The organism is Pseudomonas arsenicoxydans, assembly GCF_900103875.1.
Lineage (GTDB): Bacteria > Pseudomonadota > Gammaproteobacteria > Pseudomonadales > Pseudomonadaceae > Aquipseudomonas > Aquipseudomonas arsenicoxydans.
Map to the genome: position 1 here is coordinate 62847 of NZ_LT629705.1, position 12226 is coordinate 75072.

Genomic DNA, 12226 nt, shown 5'->3' on the forward strand with positions numbered 1-12226 from the left:
AACACACGGACGACGTCCGTTCTGTTTTCCACTGGAGATTCCCATGGCGCTTGAACGCTCCGACGTGGAAAAAATCGCTCATCTGGCCTGCCTTGGCCTTAATGATGCCGATCTTCCACATATTACTTCGGCCCTGAACAGCATTCTCGGGCTGGTCGACGAAATGCAGGCGGTCAATACCGACGGTATCGAGCCGCTCGCCCACCCACTGGAAGCCAGCCAGCGCCTGCGTGCAGACGTCGTGACCGAGACCAATCATCGCGAGGCCTACCAGTCCATCGCACCAGCGGTCGAAAACGGCCTGTACCTGGTTCCGAAAGTCATCGACTAAAGGGAAAGAGCCTGCAATGCATCAAATGACTCTGGCCGAGATCGCCCGCGGTCTCGCCGATAAAAAGTTTTCTTCCGAAGAGCTGACAAAAACCCTGCTGGCGCGTATCGCCCAGCTCGATCCTCAGCTCAACAGCTTCATCACCCTCACCGAAGACCTGGCGCTCCAGCAGGCGAAAGCCGCTGACGCACGCCGCGCCAACGGTGAGAGCGGCGCCCTGCTCGGCGCGCCGATCGCGCACAAAGACCTGTTCTGCACCCAGGGCATCCGCACCAGCTGCGGCTCGAAGATGCTCGACAATTTCAAGGCGCCGTACGACGCCACCGTCGTCGCCAAGCTGGCCGCTGCCGGGGCCGTGACCCTGGGCAAGACCAACATGGACGAATTCGCCATGGGTTCAGCCAACGAGTCGAGCTACTACGGCCCGGTGAAAAACCCGTGGAACCTGGAACACGTTCCGGGCGGTTCGTCCGGCGGTTCGGCGGCAGCGGTTGCCGCGCGCCTGCTGCCAGCGGCCACCGGCACCGATACCGGCGGCTCGATCCGCCAACCGGCTGCACTGACCAACCTCACCGGCCTGAAACCGACGTACGGTCGCGTTTCGCGCTGGGGCATGATCGCCTACGCGTCCAGCCTCGATCAGGGTGGCCCTCTGGCCCGCACCGCCGAAGACTGCGCGATCCTGTTGCAAGGCATGGCCGGTTTCGACCCGCAGGACTCCACCAGCATCGACGAGCCCGTGCCTGATTACAGCGCCAGCCTCAACGGTTCGCTGCAAGGCCTGCGCATCGGCGTGCCGAAGGAATATTTCGGCGCCGGTCTCGACCCACGCATCGCCGACCTGGTCATGGCCAGCGTCGAAGCACTGAAAAAGCTCGGTGCCGTGGTCAAGGAAATCAGCCTGCCGAACATGCAGCACGCGATTCCCGCGTACTACGTGATCGCTCCGGCAGAAGCTTCTTCCAACCTGTCGCGTTTCGACGGCGTGCGTTTCGGCCATCGCTGCGAAAACCCGAAAGACCTGATCGACCTGTACAAACGCTCCCGTGGCGAAGGGTTCGGCCCGGAAGTGCAGCGCCGGATCATGGTCGGCGCCTACGCGCTGTCGGCCGGTTACTACGACGCCTACTACCTTAAGGCCCAGAAGATTCGTCGCCTGATCAAGAACGACTTCATGGCCGCCTTCAATGAGGTCGACATCATCCTCGGCCCAACCACGCCGAACCCGGCCTGGAAGCTTGGCGCCAAGAACAGCGACCCGGTCGCTGCGTACCTGGAAGACGTCTACACCATCACCGCCAACCTCGCCGGCCTGCCGGGCTTGTCTATGCCCGCCGGTTTTGTCGATGGCCTGCCGGTCGGCGTGCAATTGCTCGCCCCGTATTTCCAGGAAGGCCGCTTGCTCAACGTTGCGCATCAGTACCAGTTGAACACTGACTGGCACACTCGCACCCCAACCGGCTTCTGAGGAGAAACACATGCAATGGGAAGTCGTGATCGGGCTGGAGATTCATACCCAGCTCACCACCCGGTCGAAAATCTTTTCCGGTAGTTCCACCACTTTCGGTTCCGAGCCGAACACCCAGGCCAGCCTGGTAGACCTGGGCATGCCCGGCGTTCTGCCGGTGCTGAACCAGGAAGCGGTGCGCATGGCGGTGATGTTCGGCCTGGCTATCGATGCCGAAATCGGCCAGCACAACGTGTTCGCCCGTAAAAACTATTTCTACCCGGACCTGCCCAAGGGCTACCAGATCAGCCAGATGGAGTTGCCGATCGTCGGCAAGGGCCACCTGGACATCGCCATGGAAGACGGCACGATCAAGCGTGTCGGCGTTACCCGTGCGCACTTGGAAGAGGACGCCGGTAAAAGCCTGCACGAAGAATTCAACGGTGCCACCGGCATCGACCTGAACCGTGCCGGCACGCCGCTGCTGGAAATCGTTTCCGAGCCGGACATGCGCAGCGCCAAGGAAGCCGTGGCTTACGTCAAGACGATCCACGCGCTGGTGCGTTACCTGGGCATCTGCGACGGCAACATGGCCGAAGGTTCGCTGCGTTGCGACTGCAACGTGTCGATCCGTCCCAAAGGCCAGGTTGAGTTCGGCACACGCTGCGAGATCAAGAACGTCAACTCGTTCCGCTTCATCGAGAAGGCGATCAACAGTGAAGTTCGCCGTCAGATCGAGCTGATCGAAGATGGCGGCAAAGTGATCCAGCAGACCCGCCTGTACGATCCGAACAAGGACGAAACCCGTCCGATGCGCAGCAAAGAGGAAGCCAACGACTACCGTTACTTCCCCGATCCGGACCTGCTGCCCGTGGTCATCGAAGACTCGTTCCTCAATGAAGTGCGCGCCACCCTGCCGGAATTGCCACCGCAGAAACGCGAGCGCTTCCAGGCGCAGTTCGGCCTGTCGGTCTACGACGCCAGCGTCCTGGCCACCAGCCGCGAGCAAGCCGATTACTTCGAGAAAGTCGTGGGCATCAGCGGCGACGCCAAGCTGGCCGCCAACTGGGTCATGGTTGAACTGGGCAGCCTGCTGAACAAGCAAGGCGTGGAAATCGACCAGTCGCCGGTCTCGGCCGAGCAACTGGGCGGCATGCTGCTGCGCATCAAGGACAACACCATCTCCGGCAAAATCGCCAAAGTGGTGTTTGAAGCGATGGCCAACGGCGAAGGCAACGCGGACGAGATCATCGACAAGCGTGGCTTGAAGCAAGTGACCGACAGTGGCGCGATCTCGGCGGTACTGGACGAAATGCTCGCGGCCAACGCCGAGCAGGTCGAGCAATACCGCGCGGCAGACGAAGCCAAACGCGGCAAAATGTTCGGTTTCTTCGTCGGCCAGGCCATGAAAGCCTCCAAAGGCAAGGCCAACCCGCAACAGGTCAACGAACTGCTCAAAAGCAAGCTCGAAGGCTGATGAAAATGGAGCCAGCATTCATACCTGGCTCTACCCTCTGTGGGAGCGGGCTTGCTCGCGATAGCGGATCGGCATTCAACACTGAGTTGACTGTCGGGGCGCCATCGCGAGCAAGCTCGCTCCCACATTTGTTTTTGGGAGCTTTTGAATGAAGCGTCTGCTCAGTGCCTGCGCCCTGCTCTCCCTGCTGGCCGGTTGCGCCAGCAACGACATCATCGATCCGCACGGCTACGACAAAACCGGCGTGGCTTCATATTACGGCGCCAAACACCAAGGTAAACGCACTGCCAGTGGCGAGCGTTTCAACAAGAATTCCCTGACCGCCGCCCATCGCCAGTTACCGTTCGGCACGCGGGTGAAGGTCACCAATCTGAATAACGACAAGTCCTGCGTGGTCCGCATCAACGATCGCGGGCCGCATGCCCGTGGGCGCCTGATTGACGTGTCACATGAAGCGGCCGAGCGGTTGGGCATGCTCGGTAGTGGCACCGCGCGCGTTCGCGTGCAAGCCCTCGACGATTAGCAGCTGGAGCCCAAACCATTTTCGGACTTGATGATTTACCCCTGATCAGCCTGATTGAATTGTTCGTTGGCCTGCTGTTGCTGATCGCGGGCGCCGAACTGATGGTGCGCGGCGCCGTGCGTCTGGCTGCGCGCCTGCATGTGCGGCCGCTGATCATCGGGCTGACCATCGTCGCCCTTGGCAGCAGCGCGCCGCAAATGGCGGTCAGCCTGCAAGCCACCCTGGCGCAAAACGCCGACATCGCCGTCGGCAGCGTGATTGGCAGCAGCATCTTCAACATCCTGGTCACCCTGGGCCTTTCGGCGCTGATCATTCCGCTACGGGTTTCGCGGCAGCTGGTGCGTCTGGATATTCCGCTGATGATCGGCGCCAGCCTGCTGGTGTTCGTACTGGCCTGGAACAAAGAGCTGGATCGCGTGGACGGCTTGATTCTGTTGGCCGCGCTGGTGTTGTACCTGGGCTTGTTGCTGCGCCAGTCGAGGCATTCGGCTCGCCCGCCCTCCCACCAGGACGAAACACCGAAGGCGCCGTGGGTCAGCAGCGTGCTGATGATCGTCGCCGGACTGGCCATGCTGGTGTATGCCGCTCACTTGTTGCTGGGTGCCGCCGTGGCGGTTGCCACCGATCTGGGGCTGTCGGAGCGCATCATCGGGCTGACCATCGTCGCCATCAGCACTTCACTTCCAGAGCTGGCCACCTCATTGATCGCCGCGTTGCGTGGTCAGCGCGATATTGCCGTGGGCAACGTCATCGGCAGCAATCTGTTCAACCTTCTCGGCGTGCTGGGCCTGACGGCACTCGTCGCACCTTCGCCGCTGTCTGTTTCGCCCAACGCCCTGGATTTTGACTTGCCGGTGATGCTCGGCGTCGCCGTTCTGTGTCTGCCGCTGTTCTACACCGGCTACCGGGTGACCCGAGCCGAAGGCTTGCTGTTTCTGGGGCTGTACCTCGCTTACGGCTTGCACGTGGTGTCATTCACCACCGGCATGCCGCTGGCCGGCAAACTTGAACACCTGATGCTGTTTTTCGTCCTGCCGGCGCTGGTGGCGTACCTGCTGTTTACGTCGCTGCGCGCCTGGCGTCGCCAACACCACAAGAGGGAAATGCCGTGACCGACAACAAAAAGCCTGGCGTTGAAGTCCGCCGCCAAGTCATGGGCGACGCCTTCGTCGACCGCGCACTGGGCAATGCCACCGAGTTCTCCCAGCCGCTGCAGGATTTCGTTAATGAACACGCCTGGGGCAGCGTGTGGAATCGCGAAGGCCTGCCGCTGAAAACCCGCAGCCTGATCACCCTCGCCGCGCTGACCGCGTTGAAGTGCCCGCAGGAATTGAAAGGTCACGTGCGCGGTGCATTGAATAACGGTTGCACCGTGGAAGAGATTCGCGAGGCGTTGCTGCATTGCGCGGTGTATGCCGGTGTGCCGGCGGCGATTGACGCATTTCGGGCGGCGCAGGAAGTGATCGATAGCTATCAGAAGCCGGAGTAACAACCTGGCTTTTGCAGTGACAGTGAGATCGCTATCGCGGGCAAGCCCGCTCCCACAGTGGACTTTGGTGTACATGCAATGTGTGCAACAAAACGGAACCCTGTGGGAGCGGGCTTGCCCGCGATTAGGCCCTGGAGAACACCACAAATTCCGAAGCTAGATCCACCCGCCCCACTGCAACAAAAAGATCCCGAGGTTGGTGGTAATCGCCGCCATCAACGTCGTAATGACAATGATCGCCGCCGCCAACTCATGATTGCCATTGGCCTGACGGGCCATGACAAAACTGGCCGCCGCGGTCGGGCTGCCGAAGTACAGAAACAGAATCCCCAACTCTGCACCGCGAAAACCCCACAACCACGCTCCCAGCGTCGCCAGCACCGGCAAGCCGATCATCTTCACCAGGCTGGAGCTGAGCGCCATCGTGCCGCTCTTGCGCATCGCTGCCAGCGATAACGTGCCACCGATGCAGATCAGCGCCAATGGCAAGGTGGTTTGCGCCAGGTACTGACCGGAGGTTTCCAGCCACCCCGGCAAACCGATCTTGAAATAAGCAAACGGCGCCGCCGCAAACACGCTGATGATCAGCGGATTGACCATCACGCTTTTAAAGATGCTCCACGGGTCGGACTTGATCACCGGGCTGTAGACCGCCAGCACGATGGTTGAGAGCGTGTTGTAAAACAGGATCACCAGCGCCGCGAGAATCGCCCCGAGGGAAATGCCGTAATCGCCGTACATGCTCGCCGCCAGTGCGAGGCCGATGACGCCGTTGTTGCCGCGAAACGCGCCTTGGGTGTAGATCCCGCGGTCTTCGCGCGGGCACTTCCAGATCGCCCAGCCCCAGGCGATGGCAAAACACACCAGCGTTGCGAGCGCGAAGTAGATCAGCAGCGCCGGTTGCAGCGCGGCGTGCAGGTCGGCATGCAGGATGCCCAGAAACAGCAACGCCGGCATGGTGACGTTGAACACCAAGGCCGACGCAGTGTGGATGAAGTTGTCGTTGATCCAGTTGATGCGCTTGAGCAGCACACCCAAAAACAGCATGGCAAACACCGGCGCGGTGATGTTCAGGGTTTCGAGGAAAATTGCCAGCATGCCGGGGGGAACCTTGGGTGGGCGTCGTTAGGGGGCTAATGATAAGCCACCTGAGACATCGGCGTCTGGTAGACCGTCATCGCGGGCAAGCCCGCTCCCACACTTGATCTCCAGTGCTCACGTGATCAGTGTGGGAGCGGGCTTGCCCGCGATGCAGGCGACTCGTTCTTAGGTGATCGGCGCCGGGTTGAACAAGGTGATGTCGTTATGCAGTTTGTGATGCTCGGCCCACGTCTGCTTTTTCCCGCTCGCCACGTCCAGGTAGTAGTGGAACAACTCCCAGCCGAGGTCTTCAATCGACGCCCGTCCGGTGGCAATCCGCCCGGCATCGATGTCGATCAGGTCCGGCCAGCGCTGCGCCAGTTCTGTGCGCGTCGACACCTTCACCACCGGTGCCATCGCCAGGCCATACGGCGTGCCGCGCCCGGTAGTGAACACATGCAGGTTCATCCCGGCCGCCAGTTGCAACGTTCCGCAGACAAAATCACTGGCCGGGGTCGCGCAGAAAATCAGCCCTTTGCGCTTGAAGCGTTCGCCAGGGCCAAGCACGCCGTTGATCGCGCTGCTGCCGGATTTGACGATCGAGCCCAAGGACTTCTCGACAATGTTCGACAACCCGCCTTTCTTGTTCCCCGGCGTGGTGTTGGCGCTGCGATCCGCTTCGCCCTTGGCCAGGTAACGGTCGTACCAGTCCATTTCCCGCACCAGTTCCTCGGCGACTTCCTTGGTTTCGGCGCGGGACGTCAGCAGGTAAATCGCGTCACGCACTTCGGTGACTTCGGAAAACATCACCGTCGCACCGGCCCGCAGCAGCAAGTCCGAGGCATAGCCCAACGCCGGGTTGGCGGTGATGCCTGAGAAAGCATCGCTGCCGCCGCACTGCATGCCCAGAATCAACTCGGACGCCGGCACGGTTTCCCGGCGACGTTGATCGAGTTTCTTCAAACGGACCTCGGCCAACGCCATGATCTGCTCGATCATTTCGGTGAAACCGTGACTGGAATCCTGCAAGCGATACAACCACGGATCGCTCAGGTCCACCGAGCTGTCGTTCTCGTGCATCACCTGCCCGGCCTGCAATTTCTCGCAACCAAGGCTGATGACCAACGCTTCGCCACCCAGGTTCGGGTTGCGCGCCAGGTTGCGCACGGTACGGATCGGGATGTAGGCGTCGGTGGCGGTGATGGCCACGCCACAACCGTAACTGTGGGTCAGCGCCACCACGTCATCGACGTTCGGATAAAGCGGCAACAACTCGTCCTTGATGCGCTTGACCGCATGGTCGAGCACACCGGTCACGCACTGAACGGTCGTGGTGATCCCCAGAATGTTGCGTGTGCCGACGGTGCCGTCAGCATTGCGATAACCCTCGAACGTGAAGCCTTCCAGCGGTTCCTGCGCGTTCGGTACATCGGTGGACAGCGGCAGGCTGTCCAGCGGTGGCGCGGTGGGCATGCGCAGTTGATCTTCCTTGACCCAGCTGCCGCGTGGAATCGGCTGCAACGCATAGCCGATGGTCTGCCCGTAACGAATGACCTGGCCACCCTCCGGAATGTCTTCCAGGGTGACTTTGTGGCTCTGCGGCACGAAGTCCACCGTCACCAGGCCATCGGGAAACTCGGTGCCGGCCGGCACGCCCTGGTCATTGACCACGATCACGACATTGTCCCGCTCGTGCAGGCGGATGTAGCGCGGCGAGTCGGAATGTTCAATCAACTGCATGACGCCGCTCCTCAGGAATGCGCTTGAGATAATTTGTTGTTGGTTTCAGGGCCGCTGACTGGCGGCTCTTTGAGCACCACACGTTTGATCGGACCGACGATCACCAGGTAGCTGAACACTGCGACCAGTGCGTTGCAACCGACAAACACCAAGGCCCATTTGAACGAACCGGTGGAGCTGATGATGTAGCCGATCACGATCGGCGTGGTGATGGACGCGATGTTGCCGAACATGTTGAACAGGCCGCCACTCAAACCGGCAATCTGTTTTGGCGAGGTGTCGGACACCACGGCCCAGCCCAGTGCGCCAACGCCTTTACCGAAGAAGGCCAGGGCCATGAAGCCGACCACCATCCATTCGATATCGACATAGTTGCAGGCCACGATGCTGCTGGAAACCAGCAAACCGGCAATGATCGGCGCCTTGCGGGCGAAGGTCAGGGAATGGCCCTTGCGCAGGAGGTAGTCGGAAATCACCCCGCCGAGCACGCCACCGATAAAGCCGCAGATGGCCGGCAACGAAGCGATGAAACCTGCCTTGAGGATGGTCATGCCGCGTTCCTGCACCAGGTACACCGGGAACCAGGTCAGGAAGAAGTAGGTGATGCCGTTGATGCAGTATTGGCCCAGGTAAACGCCGAGCATCATGCGGTTGGTCAGCAACTGGCGGATGTAGTCCCATTTCGGCCCGTCGACTTTCTTGCCTTTGCCTTTGTCCTGGTCCATGTCGACCATGCCGCCGTTGTCGGCGATGTGCTTGAACTCGGCTTCGTTGATCATCGGGTGCTGACGCGGGCTGTGGATAACTTTCAGCCAGATCAGCGAGAACACGATGCCAATCCCGCCCATCACCACAAACACGTGCTGCCAGCCGAAGCTGTAGACGATCCAGCCCATCAGCGGCGCGAACAGTACGGTGGCAAAGTATTGTGCCGAGTTGAAGATCGCCGACGCAGTGCCGCGTTCAGCCGTCGGGAACCAGGCTGCCACGATGCGCGCGTTACCGGGAAAGGATGGCGCTTCGGCCAGGCCCACCAGGAAGCGCAGCATGAACAGCGCAACGATTGCCGTGGACATGCCGAACTCACCGACATAACCCTGCAGCACGGTAAACAGCGACCAGGTGAAGATGCTCAGTGCGTAGACTTTTTTCGAACCGAATCGGTCCAGCAGCCAGCCACCGGGAATTTGCCCGGCCACGTAGGCCCAACCGAATGCAGAGAAGATATAACCGAGAGTGACCGCGTCGATGCCGAGGTCTTTTTGCAGGCTGGAGCCCGCGATGGCGATGGTGGCCCGGTCGGCGTAGTTGATCGTGGTCACCAGGAAAAGCATGAGCAGAATCAAATAGCGGACGTGGGTCGGCTTGGTCGCTTGCATGTAGGTGTACTCCCACTGATTATTTTTATGCGCGGGTGAAACGGGTGTTTCCTGTAGGAGCTGACGAGTGAAACGAGGCTGCGATCCTTTGATCTTTAAAAGCAAAGATCGCAGCCTCGTTTCACTCGTCAGCTCCTACAGGGGGACGGTATCGGGGGATACCGCGATGTGTCAGGAGCCGATGTAGCTGGTCTTCACGACCGTGTAGAACTCTTGCGCATAGCGACCTTGCTCACGGGAGCCATAGGATGAACCTTTACGCCCACCGAATGGAACGTGGTAATCCACGCCCGCCGTCGGCAGATTGACCATCACCATCCCGGCCTGGGAGTGGCGTTTGAAGTGGTTGGCGTACTTCAGCGACGTGGTGGCGATACCCGCCGACAAACCGAATTCGGTGTCGTTGGCCATGGCCAGTGCAGCGTCGTAATCCGCCACGCGAACCACGTTGGCCACCGGGCCGAAGATCTCTTCGCGGCTGATGCGCATCGCGGCTTCGCTGTCGGCAAACAGCGTCGGCGCGAGGTAGTAGCCTTCGGTGTCGCACGTCACCAGACCACCGCCGCTGACCAGACGCGCACCTTCGGACTGGCCGATGTCGATGTACTTCATGTCTTGTTCAAGCTGAGCCTGGGAAACCACCGGACCGATGTCGGTGCCGGATTTCAGGGCGTGGCCGACCTTGATCGACTTCATGCGCTCGGCCATGGCTTCGACGAATTTGTCGTGGATGCCGGCGGTGACGATAAAACGACTCGAAGCCGTGCAGCGCTGACCGGTGGAGTAGAACGCACTCTGCACCGACAACTCGACCGCTTGTTTGAGGTCGGCGTCGTCGAGAACGATCTGCGGATTCTTGCCCCCCATTTCCAGCTGAACCTTGGCCTGGCGCGAGACGCAACTGACCGCGATCTGACGTCCGACACCGACGGAACCGGTGAAGCTGATGCCATCGACTTTCGGGCTTTGCACCAGCGCATCGCCAACCACTCGACCGCTGCCCATCACCAGGTTGAACACGCCGGCCGGGAAGCCTGCGCGGGAGATGATTTCGGCCAGTGCCCACGCGCAACCTGGCACCAGATCGGCCGGTTTGAGCACGACGCAGTTACCGTAGGCCAGGGCTGGAGCGATTTTCCACGCTGGGATCGCAATCGGGAAGTTCCAAGGCGTGATCAGACCGACCACACCCAGCGCTTCGCGGGTGACTTCAACGTTAACGCCCGGGCGCACCGACGGCAGGTAATCACCGGACAGACGCAGGGTTTCACCGGCGAAGAATTTGAAAATGTTGCCGGCGCGGGTCACTTCGCCAATGGCTTCCGGCAGGGTCTTGCCCTCTTCCCGGGCCAGTAGCGTGCCGAGCTCTTCACGACGGGCGAGGATTTCAGTGCCGACTTTATCCAGCGAGTCATGGCGAGCCTGAATACCCGAAGTCGACCAGGCCGGGAACGCGGCGCGAGCGGCGTCGATGGCCGCATGGACCTGGGCCAGATCGGCCTTGGCGTAGTTGCCGATGGTGTCGGTCAGTTCGGACGGGTTGATGTTGGCGCAGTAATCGCTGCCTGCCACCCACTCACCGTTGATGTAGTTATCAAAACGCTTTGAATCTGCCACGGAATGTTCTCCTCACGCAAAAAGCCGCTGATCACTCAGCGGCCTTGTTTAATCGGGTGTGTTACTGCGCACCTTGCTTGTCGATCAGCGCGGCGAGCATTTCGTACTCTTCGCCGGTCAGGTCGGTCAGCGGCGCACGCACAGGGCCTGCGTCATAGCCAGCAATTTTTGCCCCGGCCTTGACGATGCTCACTGCGTAACCGGCCTTGCGGTTACGGATGTCCAGGTACGGCAGGAAGAAGTCGTCGATGATCTTGCCAACGGTGGCGTGATCGTCGCGAGCAATCGCGTGGTAGAAATCCATCGCGGTTTTCGGGATGAAGTTGAACACCGCCGAGGAGTAAACCGGCACGCCCAGGGCCTTGTAGGCAGCGGCGTACACTTCAGCGGTCGGCAGACCACCCAGGTAGCTGAAGCGATCACCGAGGCGGCGACGGATCGAAACCATCAACTCGATATCACCCAGGCCATCCTTGTAACCGATCAGGTTCGGGCAGCGCTCAGCCAGACGTTCCAGCAGCGGAGCAGTCAGGCGGCAGACGTTGCGGTTGTAAACCACCACGCCGATTTTTACCGATTTGCACACGGCTTCAACGTGGGCGGCAACGCCATCCTGGCTGGCTTCGGTCAGGTAGTGCGGCAGCAACAACAGGCCTTTGGCGCCCAGACGCTCGGCTTCCTGGGCGTATTCGATGGCTTGACGTGTCGAACCACCTACACCGGCCAGGATCGGCACGCTGGTTTCGCAGGTGTCGACCGCAGTCTTGATGATTTCCGAATATTCGCTGGCCGCCAGAGAGAAGAACTCACCGGTGCCGCCCGCGGCGAACAACGCCGTGGCGCCGTATGGGGCCAGCCATTCGAGACGCTTGATGTAACCAGCGCGATGGAAATCGCCCTGGGCATTGAAATCGGTGACCGGGAAAGACAGCAGGCCGGAAGAGAGGATGGACTTCAGTTCTTGTGGATTCATTATTCGAACACCCTAGGTAGCGACGTATGTTTGTGTGAGAAACCGTTCAGCTTTCGCCGAGTTGTAGGTCATCGTACAACTTAAATAATAACCGTCAACTGCATTTCATCGCGAACCTCACATTTTGAGTCGGAAAGGTATTTTCTTGACGTAGGAAATTTCTCTTCTAT

The 12226-nt window shown here is 60.4% G+C and carries 11 protein-coding genes; 6 read left to right on the forward strand and 5 right to left on the reverse strand.

Annotated features, from left to right (window positions below; translation table 11 throughout):
- Window positions 1-43: 43 nt before the first annotated feature.
- The 6 genes from gatC (at window position 44) to BLQ41_RS00365 (ending at window position 5267) form a co-directional block, all read left to right on the forward strand.
- Window positions 44-331: an Asp-tRNA(Asn)/Glu-tRNA(Gln) amidotransferase subunit GatC gene (gene gatC, locus BLQ41_RS00340; protein ID WP_007901429.1), complete on the forward strand. Its 288-nt coding sequence runs from the start codon at window positions 44-46 to the stop codon at window positions 329-331.
- Window positions 332-347: 16 nt separating this feature from the next.
- On the forward strand, window positions 348-1799 hold the full coding sequence (gatA, locus tag BLQ41_RS00345) for an Asp-tRNA(Asn)/Glu-tRNA(Gln) amidotransferase subunit GatA (RefSeq protein WP_090175512.1): 1452 nt from the start codon (window positions 348-350) through the stop codon (window positions 1797-1799).
- A gap of 10 nt (window positions 1800-1809) precedes the next feature.
- Window positions 1810-3255, forward strand: a complete 1446-nt coding sequence (gene gatB, locus BLQ41_RS00350; RefSeq protein ID WP_090175515.1) for an Asp-tRNA(Asn)/Glu-tRNA(Gln) amidotransferase subunit GatB — start codon at window positions 1810-1812, stop codon at window positions 3253-3255.
- Between the two features lie 148 nt (window positions 3256-3403).
- Complete coding sequence (locus BLQ41_RS00355) at window positions 3404-3778, forward strand: septal ring lytic transglycosylase RlpA family protein (RefSeq protein ID WP_090175517.1); 375 nt, start codon at window positions 3404-3406, stop codon at window positions 3776-3778.
- Window positions 3779-3828: 50 nt separating this feature from the next.
- Window positions 3829-4890: a calcium/sodium antiporter gene (locus tag BLQ41_RS00360; RefSeq protein ID WP_090175519.1), complete on the forward strand. Its 1062-nt coding sequence runs from the start codon at window positions 3829-3831 to the stop codon at window positions 4888-4890.
- Window positions 4891-4931: 41 nt separating this feature from the next.
- On the forward strand, window positions 4932-5267 hold the full coding sequence (locus BLQ41_RS00365) for a carboxymuconolactone decarboxylase family protein (RefSeq protein ID WP_408003527.1): 336 nt from the start codon (window positions 4932-4934) through the stop codon (window positions 5265-5267).
- A 156-nt stretch (window positions 5268-5423) separates the two neighbouring features.
- Here the strand turns inward: BLQ41_RS00365 and BLQ41_RS00370 are convergent, their stop codons facing one another.
- The 5 genes from BLQ41_RS00370 to kdgD all read right to left on the reverse strand — a co-directional run bounded on the left by BLQ41_RS00370 (window position 5424) and on the right by kdgD (window position 12056).
- On the reverse strand, window positions 5424-6365 hold the full coding sequence (locus BLQ41_RS00370) for an AEC family transporter (protein WP_090175523.1): 942 nt from the start codon (window positions 6363-6365) through the stop codon (window positions 5424-5426).
- A 168-nt stretch (window positions 6366-6533) separates the two neighbouring features.
- Window positions 6534-8087 carry a galactarate dehydratase gene (gene garD, locus BLQ41_RS00375; RefSeq protein WP_090175526.1) on the reverse strand — a complete coding sequence of 518 codons (1554 nt, stop codon included), beginning with the start codon at window positions 8085-8087 and terminating at the stop codon, window positions 6534-6536.
- 11 nt (window positions 8088-8098) lie between these two features.
- Window positions 8099-9466 carry an MFS transporter gene (locus BLQ41_RS00380; RefSeq protein WP_090175529.1) on the reverse strand — a complete coding sequence of 456 codons (1368 nt, stop codon included), beginning with the start codon at window positions 9464-9466 and terminating at the stop codon, window positions 8099-8101.
- A gap of 171 nt (window positions 9467-9637) precedes the next feature.
- Window positions 9638-11083, reverse strand: coding sequence for an aldehyde dehydrogenase family protein (locus BLQ41_RS00385; protein WP_090175532.1), 1446 nt, complete (start codon window positions 11081-11083; stop codon window positions 9638-9640).
- 61 nt (window positions 11084-11144) lie between these two features.
- Entirely contained in the window at window positions 11145-12056 is a 912-nt protein-coding gene (gene kdgD / locus BLQ41_RS00390; RefSeq protein ID WP_090175535.1) for a 5-dehydro-4-deoxyglucarate dehydratase, read from the reverse strand.
- Window positions 12057-12226: the final 170 nt, after the last annotated feature.